The organism is Bradyrhizobium sp. USDA 4532 (assembly GCF_024171315.1).
Taxonomy (GTDB): domain Bacteria; phylum Pseudomonadota; class Alphaproteobacteria; order Rhizobiales; family Xanthobacteraceae; genus Bradyrhizobium; species Bradyrhizobium australafricanum.
On the sequence record NZ_JALJZN010000001.1, the window covers coordinates 5,529,487 to 5,546,828 of the forward strand.

The 17,342-nt window shown below is 65.5% G+C and carries 17 protein-coding genes; 9 read left to right on the forward strand and 8 right to left on the reverse strand.

Annotated features, from left to right (window positions below; genetic code table 11):
- Window positions 1-101: 101 nt before the first annotated feature.
- Genes J2R76_RS25505 through J2R76_RS25515 form a run of 3 tightly spaced genes read right to left on the reverse strand, consistent with a single transcriptional unit; the run spans window position 102 to window position 1,816 of the window.
- The gene (locus J2R76_RS25505) at window positions 102-524 is read right to left on the reverse strand and encodes a CAP domain-containing protein (RefSeq protein ID WP_057020158.1); all 423 of its coding nucleotides are present in this window, start codon (window positions 522-524) and stop codon (window positions 102-104) included.
- A gap of 22 nt (window positions 525-546) precedes the next feature.
- Window positions 547-753 carry a hypothetical protein gene (locus tag J2R76_RS25510; RefSeq protein ID WP_057020159.1) on the reverse strand — a complete coding sequence of 69 codons (207 nt, stop codon included), beginning with the start codon at window positions 751-753 and terminating at the stop codon, window positions 547-549.
- Between the two features lie 40 nt (window positions 754-793).
- Complete coding sequence (locus tag J2R76_RS25515) at window positions 794-1,816, reverse strand: 2-dehydropantoate 2-reductase (protein WP_076832803.1); 1,023 nt, start codon at window positions 1,814-1,816, stop codon at window positions 794-796.
- A 151-nt stretch (window positions 1,817-1,967) separates the two neighbouring features.
- Between J2R76_RS25515 and J2R76_RS25520 the strand changes: the two genes are divergently transcribed.
- Both J2R76_RS25520 and J2R76_RS25525 read left to right on the forward strand, forming a co-directional pair.
- Window positions 1,968-2,573: a YidB family protein gene (locus J2R76_RS25520; RefSeq protein ID WP_076832806.1), complete on the forward strand. Its 606-nt coding sequence runs from the start codon at window positions 1,968-1,970 to the stop codon at window positions 2,571-2,573.
- 36 nt (window positions 2,574-2,609) lie between these two features.
- Entirely contained in the window at window positions 2,610-2,888 is a 279-nt protein-coding gene (locus J2R76_RS25525) for a GlsB/YeaQ/YmgE family stress response membrane protein (protein ID WP_024582682.1), read from the forward strand.
- A gap of 165 nt (window positions 2,889-3,053) precedes the next feature.
- Here the strand turns inward: J2R76_RS25525 and J2R76_RS25530 are convergent, their stop codons facing one another.
- The gene (locus J2R76_RS25530; protein ID WP_076832902.1) at window positions 3,054-3,836 is read right to left on the reverse strand and encodes an SDR family NAD(P)-dependent oxidoreductase; all 783 of its coding nucleotides are present in this window, start codon (window positions 3,834-3,836) and stop codon (window positions 3,054-3,056) included.
- A 92-nt stretch (window positions 3,837-3,928) separates the two neighbouring features.
- Window positions 3,929-4,690, reverse strand: a complete 762-nt coding sequence (locus J2R76_RS25535) for an N-acyl homoserine lactonase family protein (RefSeq protein WP_076832809.1) — start codon at window positions 4,688-4,690, stop codon at window positions 3,929-3,931.
- A gap of 111 nt (window positions 4,691-4,801) precedes the next feature.
- Between J2R76_RS25535 and J2R76_RS25540 the strand changes: the two genes are divergently transcribed.
- The 7 genes from J2R76_RS25540 (at window position 4,802) to J2R76_RS25570 (ending at window position 13,129) form a co-directional block, all read left to right on the forward strand.
- A complete protein-coding gene (locus tag J2R76_RS25540; RefSeq protein ID WP_057020162.1) occupies window positions 4,802-6,520 on the forward strand; it encodes an AMP-binding protein in 1,719 nt (572 codons plus the stop codon).
- Between the two features lie 15 nt (window positions 6,521-6,535).
- Window positions 6,536-7,753 carry an ABC transporter substrate-binding protein gene (locus J2R76_RS25545; RefSeq protein WP_076832812.1) on the forward strand — a complete coding sequence of 406 codons (1,218 nt, stop codon included), beginning with the start codon at window positions 6,536-6,538 and terminating at the stop codon, window positions 7,751-7,753.
- Window positions 7,754-7,811: 58 nt separating this feature from the next.
- Window positions 7,812-8,945, forward strand: a complete 1,134-nt coding sequence (locus tag J2R76_RS25550; RefSeq protein WP_076832814.1) for an NADH:flavin oxidoreductase/NADH oxidase — start codon at window positions 7,812-7,814, stop codon at window positions 8,943-8,945.
- 2 nt (window positions 8,946-8,947) lie between these two features.
- Window positions 8,948-9,799, forward strand: a complete 852-nt coding sequence (locus tag J2R76_RS25555; RefSeq protein WP_057020165.1) for an IclR family transcriptional regulator — start codon at window positions 8,948-8,950, stop codon at window positions 9,797-9,799.
- 230 nt (window positions 9,800-10,029) lie between these two features.
- A complete protein-coding gene (locus J2R76_RS25560; RefSeq protein WP_057020166.1) occupies window positions 10,030-11,097 on the forward strand; it encodes an acyl-CoA dehydrogenase family protein in 1,068 nt (355 codons plus the stop codon).
- A 30-nt stretch (window positions 11,098-11,127) separates the two neighbouring features.
- Window positions 11,128-12,288, forward strand: coding sequence for an acyl-CoA dehydrogenase family protein (locus J2R76_RS25565; protein ID WP_018269158.1), 1,161 nt, complete (start codon window positions 11,128-11,130; stop codon window positions 12,286-12,288).
- A 40-nt stretch (window positions 12,289-12,328) separates the two neighbouring features.
- Complete coding sequence (locus tag J2R76_RS25570) at window positions 12,329-13,129, forward strand: enoyl-CoA hydratase/isomerase family protein (RefSeq protein WP_028341859.1); 801 nt, start codon at window positions 12,329-12,331, stop codon at window positions 13,127-13,129.
- A 178-nt stretch (window positions 13,130-13,307) separates the two neighbouring features.
- On the opposite strand, the gene J2R76_RS25575 is transcribed toward J2R76_RS25570, so the two are convergent.
- From J2R76_RS25575 to J2R76_RS25585, 3 genes are all read right to left on the reverse strand, one after another.
- Window positions 13,308-15,422: an acetate--CoA ligase family protein gene (locus J2R76_RS25575; RefSeq protein ID WP_076832817.1), complete on the reverse strand. Its 2,115-nt coding sequence runs from the start codon at window positions 15,420-15,422 to the stop codon at window positions 13,308-13,310.
- Between the two features lie 301 nt (window positions 15,423-15,723).
- On the reverse strand, window positions 15,724-16,479 hold the full coding sequence (locus tag J2R76_RS25580) for a hypothetical protein (protein WP_076832819.1): 756 nt from the start codon (window positions 16,477-16,479) through the stop codon (window positions 15,724-15,726).
- A gap of 3 nt (window positions 16,480-16,482) precedes the next feature.
- Entirely contained in the window at window positions 16,483-17,277 is a 795-nt protein-coding gene (locus J2R76_RS25585) for an enoyl-CoA hydratase (protein ID WP_076832822.1), read from the reverse strand.
- Window positions 17,278-17,342: the final 65 nt, after the last annotated feature.

Sequence of the window (17,342 nt, forward strand, 5' to 3'; positions counted from 1 at the left end):
CATTCCGGGGCTCGCGCAAGCGAGAACCCGGAATCTCTCTGCCATTTCCGTCGAGATTCCGGGTTCGTCGCTTCGCTCCGCCCCGGAATGACACCGCAGGCTCAATCGGTAATCACCATCGCCCAAAACCTGCGGTACGGCGACTTCGGATTGTCGACGAAGGCGACGCCGACGCGCTTGGCGCCCGGCATCAGCAGGTTCTCGCGATGGCCCGGCGAATTCTCCCACTGCTTCAGCATCTCGGCGAAGGCGATGAAGCCGGCGCCGATATTCTCGGCGGCGCGCTGCTTCTTGAGCGGCGCGATGCGCGTGAAGAAGCTGCCGCCCGCGGAGTGGCTGACCGATCCGGTCGCCGACATCGCCTGGGCCTGCTTCAGCGCCATCGCGTTCAGCTTCGCGTCGAGCTTCACCGCGGGCATGCGGTTGGCGCGCCGGTAGGCACTGATCGAGCCGGCATAGTCGGCGGCACCTGAGGCCGTGGTGAAGCCAAACACGAAGGTGAGCGCGAGGAACAGCAGCTTCATCTGAAGTCGTCTCTGTAATGGATCAGTGCGCGCGGGTGCGCTTGTGGTGTCGGGGCGCGACCGATTTGTGCGCAGGCGTGGCCGCTCGGCTGGCTGCCGCAGCCGCCGCGCGCTGCTCCTGCAAGCGCGCATCATAGCCAGGCGACGGTGTCACGGTCGGCGGCGCCGCACGGACCGGGCCGGCCGCGAGCGCAACAAGCGTGAACAGCATGATGCTGGACCATTTCATGATGTCATCTCCTCTGTTGTTCGATCGACGTGGCGGACGATCATCGGCGTTCATGGTCACTGCCATCGCGGATCTGTTCGGGCGTTAGCCCCGGCGAGCCCTTGCCGTCCGCCTCCGCCTTCCGGATCAGCGCGATGACGCGGCGCGACAATGGCGCCTCGAGCCCGCGGCGATCCGCGATCGCGGTAATCACGCCCTGCAAATAGTCGATCTCGGTGCGGCGGCCGCGCTGCAGATCCTCCCACATCGAGGAGCGCGCCTCGGGATCGATCTTCATGGTGCGGCCGAGCAGCATGTCGAACAGCGCATCGGGCAGCCGCAGCAAAGGCGGCATCCAGTTCGACGGCAGCGGCGTCGGCGACACCGGCGCAATGCCTTCGGCGCGCACCGCGGCCAGGCCCTCGGCCATCTGATCGGCAAGCAGTCGTCGCCAGCCGCGCTGCGCGAGCTGTTGCCGCAGCGGAATATTGGACAGCGCATTGAGCGCATTGTTGAGATTGACGACCAGTTTGCCCCACTGCACGCCGTCGATATTGCCAGTGGACTTGATCGCAAGACCCGGCACCGACAGCCGCGCCGCGGTGCCTGCGTCATCCTGCGCGATGACGATGTCGCCGGAGGTCGAGCGATGGAAGCGGCCGTCGCCGAGCGCGACCACGTTGAACGGCACCATGCCGCCGAGCACCCTGCGGCCCGGCAGAAGGTCGCGCAGCAGCGGCACATTGCCGACGCCATTCTGCAGGCTGATCACCGCGGCATCGCCAGGCGCGTGGCGCGCGATCGCATCGGCCATCGCAGCGGTATCGGCGCTCTTCACCGTCACCAGCACGGTCTGAACGTCGGACAAGATCGACGGATCGTCGGACACAATGAGCCGGTCCGCGGATACCGTCCGCTCGGAGCCGTCAAAGCTGCTGACCCGCAAGCCGTTGCCTGCGATCTCCTGGATCAGCCGCGGCCGCGCCAGCAGCACGACACGGCGCCCCGCAGCCGCGAGCGTGCCGCCGACGAAGCAGCCGATGCTTCCCGCGCCCGCAATGCCAATCGGCCGGTCCTGGTTCATCTGGCCAAACGTCCATTCATCATTGGCTCGATAGCAGACCTTGGGTTGCCTGCCTATTTCGACGCACCGCGGTCCGGGTGGCCCGCCTTGTAACCGTCATGGGCGGAAGCTATGTTTCCCGCTCGGGGCACGGTTGCGGCAGGAGACGATCATGGGTTTACTCGACGTACTCAATGGCATGCAGAACGGCCCGCGCGGTCCGAGCGCGCCAAGCACCTCATCCGACAGTTCGAGCGGCGGCGGAATGTCGCCGATGACGATGGCTATCCTCGCGCTGCTCGCCTGGAAGGCGGTCAAGCATTTCTCCGGCGGCCAGGCGGACGCGAGCGCCCCTGAGCCGAAGCCGGCGCAGGCGCCGCCGCTTCCTCCCGGCAACGTCACCGCAGGCCTGCCTGGCGGCGCCGGCAGCGGCGGGCTCGGCGATCTGCTGAAGGGCGGCCTTGGTGGCCTGCTCGCCGGCGGCGCAGCCGGCACCGTGCTCAGCGGCGGCCTCGGCGATCTGCTCAACCAGCTGCAGCAGAAGGGCCATGGCGACGCGGCCAATTCCTGGGTCAGCAACGGTCCCAACAAGCAGATCGCGCCCGGCGATCTCGCCAACGCGCTCGGCGCCGACCAGATCAACTCGCTGGCATCGCAGAGTGGCCTCTCGCGCGACGAACTGCTGCAGGGCCTCAGCCAATATCTGCCCGACGCGATCAATCACCTGACGCCGGACGGCCGGCTGCCAAGCGGCGACGAGTTGCACCGCAGGCTCTGACGGTAGCGTTGATTCCATCTGAGGAGGACGACAGTCATGGGCGGCATCATCTGGGTCATCATCGTCGGCTTTGTCGCGGGGATCATCGCGCGATTCCTGTCGCCGGGACCGAACAATCCAAGCGGCTTTATTCTCACCACCGTGCTCGGCATCGCCGGCGCGTTTCTTGCGACTTTCATCGGCCAGGCGATCGGCCATTACGGTCCCGAACAAGGTGCCGGCTTCATCACCGCCACGATCGGCGCTCTGGTGGTGCTGTTCATCTGGAATCGGCTGGTCGCGGCGCGCGTGATCCCGGATATCGGAAACAGGTGACGCCGTAGGCGTCATCCCGGAGCGATGCGAAGCATCGAATCCGGGATCTCGAGATTCCGGGTTCGATGCTAACGCATCGCCCCGGAATGACGGAACAACGACAGGTTCAAAATCAAAATGCCCGGGCCAGGCCCGGGCATTTTTCATTTGTGCAACGGCGCTCCGTCACTGAATCAGATGCATGCCGGCGTCCATGCGGACGAACTCACCGGTCATGTTGCTCGACGCCGGGCTCGCCAGGAAGCAGACCAGGTTGGCAATGTCTTCGGCCGTCGAGGCGACCTTCAGCGGCACGCGCGCCACCACGGCATCGCGCACCTGCTTGGCGCCGGCCTCGCCGCGGCCCTTGGTGAACCAGGGCGTATCTATATAGCCCGGACACACCGTGTTGACGCGGATCAACGGTGCCAACGCGCGCGCCAGCGACTGCGTCATGGTGTTGAGCGCGCCCTTGCTCGCGGCATAGGCGACCGACGAACCACCGCCGGAAATGCCTGCAACCGAGGAGACGTTGACCACAGCCGACGGACGGCTAGATGCCTTCGCGCCGGCTTCGAGCAGCGCGCGCGCGGCACGAACCATCTGGAACGGGCCGATGGTGTTGACGGCGTAGATGCGCTGGAAATCTTCCGCGGTCAGGCCGTCGAGATCGTGATGCGGCACGTGCTTGGTGGTGCCCGCATTGTTGACGAGCACGTCGAGGCGGCCCCAGCCCTGCGCGGCGGCTGCGATCTTCTTGCAGTCCTCATCGCGCGAGACGTCGCCCTGCACCACCAGCACCTCGGCGCCCTGCTTGCGGCAGACTTCCGCGGTCGCCTCGGCTTCCGCCTTGCTGTTGGAATAATTGATGATGAGGCGCGCGCCCTGCGTGGCGAGGATTTGCGCGGTGGCGGCGCCGAGTCCCGATGCCGATCCCGTCACGATCGCGCACAAACCATCCTTGGACATCTGCATTTTCCTTGTTGTTGTGAGCCAGATGAACTCCGGCGGCGGCACACCATATCGCGTGGAACGACATCTGCAAGCCGCGCCCAAAATCCTCACGTGTACGCGTTCAGGCCCTTTTGCAGGCTGGCCCACTGCGCTTCGTCATGGCCGCAGATGATCTTGACGCCGGACGCCTCGAGCCTGGCGATCTCGTCGAGCGACTTCAGGAACTGGCCGACGTCAAGGCTGTTCCTCGGCGAGGTCCGCTGGTCGAGATTGGCGCGCACACTGAGCGCGTCGGAGGCGAGCAGGAATTCGCCGCTGTTGTCGAGCTTGACCAGCGCGCCGGTCGTTCCCTTCGAGTGTCCGGGCAGCGGGACCAGCGTCAGCTTGCCGTCGCCGAACACATCCATCTGCTTGTCGAAGATCTCCATCTTCAGCGGATGATCCCAATCCGCCTTGATGTATCCGCGATCGAACGCGTTATCGGCATTCGCGGCCTCGATCTCGAGCGCGTGGACGAAGATCGTCGCCTTCTTGAAGAAGGCGTTGCAGCCGCAATGGTCGGTGTGCAGGTGGGAGCAGATCACCACGTCGATGTCATCAGCGCCAAGGCCAACGGCCTTCAGGCTCGTCAGCACATGATCATCCGCCGGCATGATCGGGCGCATGTATTTGGCGAGCGTGCCGAGCCGCCCTTCAGGATCGGTCGCGACATCGGGATGGCATCCGGTGTCGAACAGCACATTGCCCTGCGCATGCCGCAACAGCACGCAGGCGACCGGAAGCTCAATCATCTCGCCGCGCGCCGCATCGGGCAGATAGGTCCGCTTCGACATCTGGAGACGGCCGCCCGACAACATATGCATCTTCATCTCGTTACCTCCGCTTTTGGCTTCAAACTACATATGAGTTTTATGGAAACTCATAATGGATTTGACAGCATATTATTCGTCCTTATAGCTTCCGCGCAACGTCGCGATCGCATGACAAATGCGCTCAACGAAGCACCCGGGCTCCTTCGGATCGGCATCGTTGGCATCGATCAGCGGCCGTCGAAGGGAAGTTTCGCCACGATGTACACCGTGTTCAGCACGTTCGCTGCGACATCCGATGCGGCAGCGTTCAAACCCTTTCTCTGCATTCCCGCGCGTGCCGACCGCGCATACTTTCCCGACGGCGTCGAACTGTCCTATGGCGGCATCGCGCGGCAGGTCTGCGCGTTGCGCGATCAGTACCGTGCAGCAGGCTTCGGCCACGGCCACCGCGCCTGCCTGCTGCTGGAGAATCGCCCCGATTTCATCGTGCACTGGCTGGCGCTCAACGGCATCGGCGTTTCGATCGTTCCGATCAACCCGGCCTATCGCGCAGCGGAAATCGAATACCTGATCGCGCATGCCGAACCCGACCTGATCGTCACGCTGGCCGATCAGAAGGAATTGCAGAAGGCGCTGACCGGCGACGTTCCGCTGCTCACCGTCTCCGGTGACGATCTCGGCGCCAGCGTCGAGACAGTCCCGCACGCCCAGCGACCGCCACCGCGCGCCGACGAGCCGGGAAGCGAGACCGAGGCTGCGCTGCTGTACACGTCAGGCACGACGGCGCGTCCGAAGGGATGCATCCTGACCAATGAATACGTGGTCTCGACCGGCCGCTGGTACGTCAGCCACGGCGGCGAGGCGACGTATCATGCCGGAATGGAGCGCCTCTACAGCCCGCTGCCGCTGTTCCACATGGCCGGCCTGACGCTGACCCCGATCGCGATGATCTTGACCGGCGGCTGCCTGATCCTGCCGGAACGCTTCAACGCAAAGTTTGCCTGGCACGACATCGTCGCATGCCGCGCCAGCGTGCTGCATTATCTCGGCGTGATCGTCGCGGCCCTGCTGGCGCAGCCGGAGACGCCGGACGAGAAGGCCCATGCGCTGCGCTTCTCGATGGGCGTCGGCGCCAATCCCGAGCAGCGCGCGCGAGCCCGCGAGCGCTTCGGCATCCCCTTCGTCGAAGGCTGGGGCATGACGGAGACCGGGCGCAGTCCGTTCAACACGGTCGAGCCGCGCCATCTCGAGACCAACACCATCGGCCGCAGCGTACCGGGGCTCGAAATGACGATCCTCGATGCCGACGGCAATACGCTGCCGGCTGGCGCAGTCGGTGAACTCTGCGTGCGCCATTCGGAAGCGACGCCGCGGCGCGGCTTGTTCTCCGGCTATCTGAAGGACCCCGAGGCCACCGAGCAGGCCTGGCGCGGCGGCTGGTTTCACACCGGCGACAGCGCCTGGCAGCACGAGGACGGCGCCTTCGTGTTCGTCGACCGGCTGAAGCATCTGGTCCGGCGCGCCGGCGAGAACATCTCGGCGGCGGAGGTCGAGGCCGTGCTGACGACGTCGCCTCAGGTCAAGCAGGCCGCAGTCATCGCCGCGCGCGATCCGATCCGCGACGAGGAAGTTGCGGCCTTCATCGTGAGCAACGACGGCGCCGATGCTTCACGCGAGCTCGCGCAGGACATCTTCCGCTTCTGCCGCGAACGCCTGGCGGCGTTCAAGCTGCCGGCGTGGATCGCTTTCGTCGCCGAGTTGCCGCTGACCTCGACCAACAAGATCCAGAAGCACGTGCTGCTCGGCGCGGACAGGGATCCGCAGTCGCATCCGGGCATGATCGACCTGCGGCAAGACAAGACCAACGCCATAAGGCAATCGAACTAGAGGAAACCAGGGACAATGACATCGAGATACGGATGGATCGCCGCGAGCGCTGCAATCCTCTCAGTCGCCTTCGCCGCCGCGCCATCCCACGCGCAGATTTCCGACGACGCGGTGAAGATCGGCGTGCTGACCGATCAGGCCGGCCTCTACGCCGACGCCGCCGGCCCCGGAGCGGTCGAAGCGGTCCGGATGGCGATCGCGGATTTCGGCGGCAAGGTGCTGGGCAAGCCGATCGCGATGGTCGATGCCGACCATCAGAACAAGGCAGACATCGGCGCCGGCATCGCGCGGCGCTGGTATGAGCAGGAGAATGTCGACGTCATCGTCGATTTCGCCAATTCCGCCGTCGCCTTCGCCGTGCTCGAGCTCACCAAGCAGAAGAACAAGGCGATGCTGGTGTCGTCGGCCGGCTCCTCCGATCTGACCGGAAAGGGCTGCTCGGCGAATTCGGTGCAGTGGACCTACAACACCTATGCGCTCGCCAACAGCACGGTGCGGGCGCTGGCCAAGGAAGGCGCGAAGAGCTGGTACTTCGTCACGGTCGACTACGCCTTCGGCCACGCCCTGCGCAACGACGCGGCCAGGACCGTGGAGAAGGTCGGCGGCAGCATCGCCGGCGAGGTGCGGCATCCGCTCAACAGCATGGATTTCTCGTCCTATCTGCTGCAGGCCCAGAGCTCGAAGGCTGAGGTGATCGCCTTTGCCAACACCGGCGGCGACCTCGCCAACTCGATCCGGCAGGCGCAGGAATTCGGGATGGCGCATACGCAGAAGCTCGCGGCCTTCCTGATGCAGACCAGCGACATCCACGCGATCGGCTTGCAGGCCGCCCAGGGGCTGCAGCTCGCGACCGCCTTTTATTGGGATCTCGACGACAAGACCCGCGACTTTGCCGCGCGCTTCATGGCCAGGACCAAGAAGCGGCCGACCATGGTGCAGGCCGGCCTCTACTCCGCGGTGATGAACTATCTCAAGGCGGTCGAGAAGTCCGGCACCGACGACGGCCCCAAGGTGATCGCGCAGATGAAGGACATGCCGATCGACGATTTCTTTGCCCGCAACGCATTCCTGCGCGAGGACGGCCAGCTCATTCACGACATGTATCTCGTGCAGGTGAAATCGCCGGCCGAATCGAAGGGCGCCTGGGATTACGAGAAGCTGGTTCAGGTGATTCCGGGCAAGGAGGCGTTTGCGACGCCGGAGGAGAGCGCCTGTCCGCTGCTGAAGAAATGACTGCGCGCACGAATCCACGCACCACAGGCAAGAAACCACAGGCAAGGCTGGACATCCCATGACTGAGCTGCCGCTGCTGTTCACCCCGCTGCAACTGCGCGACCTCGAACTGAAAAACCGGATCATGGTCTCGCCGATGGCGACCTATTCGGCGCAGGAGGGGCGCGCCACCGATTGGCACACCGCGCATATCGGCAAGCTCGCCGCCGGCGGCGCCGGCCTCGTGTTCGTCGAGCAGAGCTCGGTGAACACCCAGGGGCGCATCACCCATGGATGCCTCGGCATCTGGGACGATGCGCACATCGCGGACCACGCCGCCCTCGCCGCGCTGATCCACAGCTTCAACGCCAAGGCCGCGATCCAGATCGCACATGGCGGCCGGAAAGGCTCCTCGCAGCGGCCGTGGGAAGGCGGCAACCCGCTCGGCGAAGCTGACATCAAGGCACGCGGCGAAGGCCCATGGCAGATCGCGGCCTCGAGCGGCATTCCCTTCGATGACGGCTGGCCGGCACCGCAGATGATGACTTCAGAGCAGATCGATGCCCTGGTGGACGACTATCGCCAGGCATTTCGTCGCGCCAGGGCGGCCGGCTATGACGTCATCGAGCTGCACTGCGCGCACGGCTATCTGATGCACTCGTTCCTGTCGCCGCTGGCGAACAACCGCAACGACGAGTATGGCGGGTCGCGCGAGAACCGCATGCGCCTGCCGCTGCGGATCGCGGCGATCATGCGCGAGGAGTGGCCCAGCCATCTGCCGGCCTTCGTCCGCATCTCGTCGGTCGACGGCGTCGACATCGGCTGGTCGATCGAGGACTCGATCGCGTTTGCGGCGGAGCTGAAGGCGATCGGGATCGACATGGTGGACTGCTCGTCGGGCGGCATGAAGCTACCGCGCGGCAATTCGCTGGTGTCGCGCACCCCGGGCTTCCAGGTGCCGTTCGCCGAGCGCATCCAGAAGGAAGTCGGCATGCCGACGGTGGCGGTCGGGCTGATCCGCGAACCGGACTACGCCGAAGCCATTTTGCGGGACGGCAAGGCGACGCTTATTGCGCTCGGCCGCGAACTGCTGTGGAATCCGAACTGGCCCGCGCAGACGGCGCTTGCGCTCGGATGCGATCCGGAGTGGACGAGTTGGCCGGAGCAATATGGCTGGTGGCTGAAGCGGCGGGTGGCGCAGCAGGGACGATAGCGATGCCGGTGGCGAAGAAGGATGTAGCGAAGGCCGGCGCGGCTGCCGGCGCGCGGTCTTTCGACGGCCCCGATTTCCCCGGCGACACCTCGCGCGACCTGCCGAAGATGGACAATGCAGTCAAGTCGGCGCGGCGCGTGTTCGACGTGCTCGAATTCTTCGAGGAGCACCAGCGCGCCGCCTCCGCGATCGAAGTCGCGGCCGCGCTCAAGTTCCCGCAATCCAGCACCTCGGCGTTGATGCGGACGATGACGGCGTTCGGCTATCTCCACTATGACACCAGCCGCCGCACCTATATCCCGACGCCGCGGATCTCGATGCTGGGGCACTGGCTGAGCCCGGCGTTGTTCACGAAGGGACGCCTGGTCAATCTGATGGAAGAGCTCTCCGCGCGGACCGGAGAGACCATCATGCTCGCGGTGCGCAACGGGCTCAGCGCGCAGTATGTCCATATCATTCAGGCCAAGCTGCCGATGCGGCTGTATGTCAAGGCCGGAACGCTGCGGCCGCTGGCGCGATCCGCGTCGGGTTACGCGCTGCTGTCGGCCTATCCGGACAAGGAGGTGCGCCGCCTGGTGCGCCTGATCAACGCCAACGAGAGCCGGCCCGATCGTCAGGTCGACATCAAGGCGCTGCTGCTTGAGCTGAAGAAGGTCCGCGCCAAGGGGCACGCTTTCTCGCTCGGCCTGGTCACGCCGGGCGCGGGCGCCGTCGCCATGAACCTGCCGCCGATTGCGGAATCGAACGAACCGCTGGTGCTGTGCGTGGCCGGATTGAACGACGCACTGGTCACCCAGGAGACCGAGTTCGCCGACCTGATGCGGAAGGCAATCGAGTTTCATCTGGCGGACTGAACTTATGTCGGCGGCCGGTTTGCGCGTGTGCGTGGCATACAAACGGGGACAATCGAAAGTTCACTATGCGGAATTCATGCGCCAAGTCCGGCTTCATGCCATCCGCGCAAGTGGCCCTGCGGGCAGCGCTTGTCACGGCTATGGCTTTTCCGCATCATTGAGCGCAAGACAACATCGCGAGCAGGGCATGGCCGAACAGCCAGCCCGAGCCAATCAACACGAGGAACGCTGTGGCGGAGAGTGAAAACATCGTCGCCGAGACCGCGGAAAAGATTTTCGCCGATCTCGCGGATGCCCAAACCATCAATCACGACAAGCAGGGCGCATGGAAGGCGCCGCTGTGGCAGGCGCTGACCGAAGCCGGCCTGCCGCTGTCCTGGGTGCCCGACGATCTCGGCGGTTCCGGCGCCAGCCTCGCCGAAGGATTCAGCGTCCTCAACGTCGCTGGGCGGCATGCGATCGCTGTTCCGCTGGCCGAAACAATGCTGGCCGGCTGGCTGCTGACGCAAGCCAGGATCGCCTCTCCCGAAGGCGAGATGACCGTGCTGCCGGCAAGCCCGAAGGACCGCGTGACGCTCAACGCCGACGGCTCGCTCTCCGGCCGCGCCCGCGGCGTGCCGTTCGCCAAGGACGCAAAACATTTCGCGGTGCTGGCTGAAGGCAATGGCGGCGTGTCGATCGCGCTGATCGATGCAGCGAAGTGCCGGATCGAATCCGGCATCGGGCTCGGCGGCGATCATAACGACATTGTCACGCTCGATAAGGTGCAGCCGGTCACGACCAGGCCGGCGCCGAAGGGTTTTGACCAGTCCACGCTGATGCTGATGGGCGGCGTGGTGCGCAGCCTGCAGATCGCCGGCGCGCTGGAAGCGATGCTCGACATTTCCGTGCGCTATTCCAATGAGCGCATCGCCTTCGAGAAGAAAATCTCGAAATTCCAGGCGGTGCAGCACAACCTCGCCCGGCTCGCCGGCGAAAACGCCGCGGCACTCGCTGCCGCAACCTCCGCGGCGGACACGATCGTGAATGCCAAGTCGCTGGACACTGATGCGGTGTTCCTGGAGGCCGCAGCGGCCAAGGTCCGCTGCTCGGAAGCGGCGGAGAAGGGCAGCGGCATCGCGCATCAGGTGCATGGCGCGATCGGCTTCACCATCGAGCACATCCTGCACCGCTATTCGCTGCGGGCGCTGGCCTGGCGCGACGATTTCGGCTCGGAGAGCTACTGGGCGGTCGAGCTCGGCAAGCTCGTCGCGAATCGTGGCGCCGATGAATTGTGGCCGCTGGTGGCTTCGCGCTGAGATCAGGCAGAAAGATCAGGACTGGACATCATGACTGCAGCCCTTCGTTTCGATCCGATCCGCCTGCCGGAAAAATGCGAGCAGCTCCGCAAGGAGGTGCGCGCCTTCCTCGCCGAGGAAATCGCCGCCGGCACCTTCGATCCCCACGCGCCGAACCGCGAGGACAATGACGCGCCGGAATTCTCCCGTCGCGTCGGCGCCAAGGGCTGGCTCGGCATGACCTGGCCGAAGAAATATGGCGGCCAGGAGCGCTCGTTCCTCGAGCGCTACGTGGTCACCGAGGAGATGCGGGTGGCGAACGCGCCGACCCGGCGCTTCTTCGTCGCCGACCGCCAGAGCGGGCCGGTGCTGCTGAAATACGCGCCCGAGCACATCAAGATGGACATCCTGCCGCGCATCTGCCGCGGCGAGGTCTGTTTCGCCATCGGCATGAGCGAGCCGAACTCCGGCTCTGACCTGTTCGCGGCGAAGACCCGCGCCACCAAGACCGACGGCGGCTATCTGATCAACGGCACCAAGATCTGGACCTCGTCGGCGCACATCGCCGACTACATGATCGCGATCTTCCGTACCTCGCCGCCGACCAAGGAAAACCGCCGCCACGGCCTGACCCAGTTCCTCGTCAAGATGAAGCAGCCGGGCATCCAGGTGAATCCGATCGGCCAGATCACCGGCCAGTTCGAGTTCAACGAGGTCGTGTTCACCGACTACTTCGTGCCCGACGATCACGTGCTGGGCGAGGTCGATGGCGCCTGGAAGCAGGCGACGTCGGAGCTCGCCTATGAGCGAAGTGGTCCCGAGCGCTTCCTCGAGACCTATTACGTGCTCACCGAGCTCGTGCGCGCGGTCGGCAAGAACCCGGACACCCGCAGCGCCGAGGGCATCGGACGCCTGGTGGCGCAGGTGCACACAATGCGCCGCATGTCGGTGTCGGTCGCCGGCATGCTGCAGGCCGGCAAGGAGCCGGTGGTGGAGGCCTCGATCGTCAAGGACATCGGCACGGTGTGGGAGCAGCAGCTGCCGCATCGCGTCCGCGATCTCGCCGCCTTCGTCGAGGAGACCGCGACCAACCGCGAGACGCTGGAAAAGCAGCTCGATTTCGCCATCAAGACCGCGCCCAAGCTGACGATCCAGGGCGGCACCACCGAAGTGCTGCGCGGCATCATCGCCCGCGGACTTGGCCTGCGCTAGCCGCGCGGGCTCGCCTGCGCTAATTCAACGAGGACAGATCATGACCAAGTACACTGATATCGGCGTCGAAACCCACGGCCATGTCGGCCTGATCGAAATCCGGAAACCCCCGCTGAACTTCTTCGACGTCGCGCTAATCAACCAGATCGCCGACGCGCTGGAGGAGTTCGACAACAATATCGAGATCCGCGCCTCGGTGCTGGCGGCGCAAGGCAAGGCGTTCTGCGCCGGTGCCAATTTCGGCGATCCGGCCCGCCAGGAGCAGGAGGAGCGCGCCAAGAGCGATCCGGCTTCCAACCTGCCGATCAACCATCTCTACGTTCAGGCGGTGCGCATCTTCCGCAACAAGAAGCCGATCGTCGCGGCGATCCATGGCGCCGCGATCGGCGGCGGCCTCGGCCTTGCCGTCTCCGCCGACTTCCGCGTCGCCTGCCCCGAGGCACGCTTTTCGGCCAACTTCACCAAGCTCGGCTTCCATCCGGGCTTCGGCCTGACCGCAACGCTGCCGGAACTGATCGGCAAGAACAATGCCGAGCTGATGTTCTACACCAGCCGCCGCGTCACCGGCGAAGAGGCCTATCGCTGGGGCCTCGCCAATGTGCTGGTGCCGCAGGATCAGGTGCGGGCGGAAGCGATGAAGCTCGCGCAGGAGATCGCCGAATGCTCGCCGCTCGGCCTGGTCTCGACCCGCGCCACCATGCGCGCCGGCCTCGCCGACCGCGTGCTCGCCGCAACCAACCATGAGCTCGCCGAGCAGACCAAGCTGCGCGCGACCGAAGACTTCAAGGAAGGCGTCAAGGCCACCGCCGAGCGTCGCGTCGCCAACTTCAAGGGGCGGTAGCCGCAAGCGCCGCTCTCTCCACGGGTCGTCCCGGCCTAGTGCGCAATTGCGCACGGGAGCCGGGACCCATACGCCGCGGCCCGCGGAAGGGGCACAAGCGCCGTCGGCTTCTCTTACAACTCACTTCGGTGGTTATGGGTCCCGGCGAACGCCGGGACGACACCGGGGAGATATCTAGCTAACCCCTCGGCACCACCAGCGCATCGACGATCGTCACGCCCTGCCCCTCCGGGTGCACCAGCACCGGATTGACCTCGATCTCGGCTATCTCGTTCGCATGCTGCGCCGCCAGCACTGAAATCTGCGAGATCAAACGCGCCAGTGCCGTGACATCGGCCTTCGGCGCGCCGCGGAAGCCGCGCAGCAGCGGCGCGGCCTTCAGCGTCTCCAGCATCGTGCTCGCTTCAGCCGGGCTCACCGGCGCGGGGCGATAGACCACGTCCTTGAACAGTTCGGTGGTGATGCCGCCGAGCCCCACCATCACCATCGGCCCGAAGGTCGCGTCCGTCATGGTGCCGACGATGATCTCGACGCCCTTCCTGGCCATCGGCCCGACCAGCACGCCCTGGATTTCAGCGCCCGGCCGCTGCTTCTGCACCGTCTCCAGCATGTCGCGATAGGCCGTGAATGCCGCGCCCTTGGCGGCGATGTTGACGCGGACGCCGCCAACCTCGCTCTTATGCGCGATCGCGGGCGACTGGATCTTCATGACCAGTGGAAATCCGGCGCGCTCGATCGCAGCGTCGAGCCCGTCGCGGTCGGTCACCAGCACCTCATCCGGCAGCGCAATGCCGGCCGCGCGCAGCAGCGATTTGCTGTCATATTCCGACAACGTCTTCGACGTGAGATGCATGGAGAGATCGTGCGCCGGCGACGCTGATGCCGAGATCTCCGGCGCGGGCTTGAAGCCGGCATAGTCCGCCAGCCGCCGCATTGCGACGCCGACATGGGTCAGTCCCGAGAGCACCACCACGCCCGACTTCGCCAGCTCCTGCCGCGCGAATTGCGACGGCAGCGTGTAGGAATAGAACACCACCGGCTTGTTCTGCGCCGCGATCACCGGCTTCAGCTCGGCTTCCTTGAACGGCATCCGCGTCTCGCTCGACAGCGACAGCACCACCAGCGTCGCGTCCACTTCATCAGACGTGTCGAACAGCTCGATGCTCTTCTGCAGTCCGCCGGATGACACGCCCTGCGCGGTCACGTCGACCGGATTGCCCGCCGCGCCGTAGGACGGCATCCATTGCTTGATCTGGCTCTGGATCGCGGCTGAAAGCTCCGGCACGCGCAGGCCCTGCATCGAGACGGTATCGGCGCCCCAGATGCCGGCGCCACCGGACACCGTCAGCACCGCGACGCGATCGCCCTTCGGCAGCGGATTGGTGGTCAGAACCGCGGCAATGGTCACGGCCTCGTCGAGGTCGTTGGAGACGATGAAGCCGTATTTCGCGAACACCGCATCATAGGCCGCCGACCAACCCGCCATGCTCGCGGTGTGCGAGGCCGCCGCGCGCTCGCCGGCGCCGGAGCGCCCGACCTTGGTGACGATCACGGGCTTTTTGAGCTCTGCCGCGCGCTTCGCCGCCGCCAAAAACTTGTCGACGTCGCGGATACCCTCGATGAACAGCAGGATCACGTCGGTCGAGGCATCCTGCACCATGTAGTCGAGGAACTCGCCGGCGCCGAGATCGCTCTCATTGCCGGCGCTGACGACATAGCTCAGCGCGACGCCGAGCGCCTTGGCGCGATGATAGATCGCAAAGCCGATGCCGCCGCTCTGCGCGACGATGCCGATCCGCCGCTTGCTGGCGACCAGATCGGGCGCATCCGGCTTGACGTCGACGGTCGGGCTGAAGGTCGCGGCGACCTTCTGCGCCTGGCTGTAAAACCCTTCGGCGTTAGGGCCACTGATCCGCATCCCGGTCCGCTTCGCCAGCGCGACGATCGCATCCTGCATGTCAGCGCTGTCGCCACCTTCCTCGGCAAAGCCGGACGAGATGATGACCGCGTTCTTCACGCCCGCGGCGGCGCATTGCTCCAGCGCCGGCAGCACTGCACGGGCGGGAATGACGATAACGGCAAGATCGATCGGCGCGCCGATCTCGGCGACCGACTTGAAGCATTTCAGCCCGTCGATCTCGTCATAGTTCGGATTGATCGGATAGAGCGCGCCGGGATAGCCGTTCTTGCGCAGCATCGCGAGCAGCCGCCCGGGAATCTTCTCATGATCGCGCGAGGCGCCGATCAGCGCGATGCTTTTTGGGGCGAAGAAGGTATCGAGCGGATGCGGCATGGGGAGCGTGTTCCCGATTGTTGTTGTTGCTCTTGACGATATTGGATCGCTACAGCGAGCTCAACCGCTCTCCCCGCAAGCGCCAATCGTTCACCGTCACCCTGAGGTGCGATCGAAGAGAGCCTCGAAGGGTGCATGGCCACCAGCCGGGCCGTGCATCCTTCGAAACGCCGCTTCGCGGCTCCTCAGGATGACGGGAGAAAGATGCGTAGCCCGGATGGAGCGGAGCGCAATCCGGGGGCCGGTCTATCCGCGAAGAGCGCGGCCCCGGATTTCGCTTCGCTGGATCCGGGCTACGACGTCACGCCGTCAGCTTGAACGTCACGCCGCAGAGCAGGAACCCGTCGCCCTTCACCGCACAGCCTCTGGCTTTCGCGGCCTCCAGCACCTTCGCCTTGTCGGCGACCTTGAACGTCAAGCCGCTCATGATCTCGCTGTCGCCCTTGACGAAGCGGAAGGTGCTGTTCGGCAGCTTCACCACGGCACCATCGGCGGGAATGCCGATGATCCTGCCCCAATGCGTCGCCAACGCCTCAGGCTCGGGGCTCTGCATCTCGACCGTGGTCAGCGCCAAAGTCGTGTCCTTGCGGATCGACTTCTGCCAGTCGGGGCCGGCCGGCGGGTACGGCCCCAGCACGTCGTCGCTGCCGTCGGTGTGGTTGAACTCGATGAAGGCGGCTCGGCAGTCGCGCGGATGCAGCTGCACGCCGTGATACGGCGCGTGCGTGATCACGTTGGCGGTGCGCACGCCCATCGCGTTGGCCTTGGCGCCACGCGCGTCGGGATCCTCACAAACGAAGATCGCCATATAGCCGCCGCGGCCGCCGGTCTTCTCGATGAAGCGGCCGGCCGCCGTGCCCGGCCCCGGCTGGAACGGCGCGACGACTTCGAGCAGGATGGTATCGACCGGCAGCAGCGCATTCTCGAGGCCGTATTTCGCGACGTTGCCGTCGCGATAGCAGACGTCGAGGCCCATGATCGCGGAGATGTCCGCGATCACGGGCGCAAGCTGCGGCGCCACCAGGCAGATCTGCCGCAGCCGCATGTACTCGGCCATGGTCTACTGCCCCTGGAAGGTGGGCTTGCGCTTCTCGACGAAGGCTTTTGCCGCTTCCTTGTGGTCCGTGGTCTCGCCGGCACGCGTGTGGTGGATCGCCTCGCCGTCGAAGCAGGCTTCGAGGGTCATGGTCTCGGCATTGTTGATGTTGCGCTTGATGTAGCCGAGCGCCACTGACGGGCCCTGCGCCAGCGACCGCGCCAGCTCCAACGTCTCGGCCTCGACGTCGGCATCAGGCACCACCTTGGAGACCATGCCGAGATTGTATGCTTCCTGCGCCGACAGCACCGGCGACATCATGTAGAGCTCGCGCGCTTTCGCGCTGCCGAGCATCTTGGTCAGGAAGTAGGTGCCGCCGTAGTCGCCGGAGAAGCCGACCTTGGCGAAGGCGGTGGTGATCTTGCAGGAGGCGCCGGCAACGCGGAGATCGCAGGACAGCGCGATCGAAAGCCCGGCGCCGGCCGCGGCGCCGTCGAGCTGCGCCACCACCGGCTTCGGCATCTGGTGCAGGATGCGCGAGACCTCCATGCCGCGGCGCAGGTTGGCCATCTTGGCCTCGAACGGCAGCGGGGCGCGGCCTTCCGCCATCGACTTGACGTCGCCGCCGACGCAGAAGGTGCCGCCGGCGCCCCGGATCAGCACGGCGCGCACCTCGGTATCGTCCTGCGCCCGCCGCGCCGCCTCGACGAGGCCGCGCGTCATGTCGGGATTGAGCGCGTTGCGCCGATCGGGGCGGTTCATGGTGATGGTGAGCAGGCCCTTGTCGAGGGATTGGAGGACCATCTGATTATCGCTCATGGCGTTTTGCCTTTCGTTGTTATTTTGAATCCGTCATTCCGGGATGGTGCGTAAGCACCAGACCC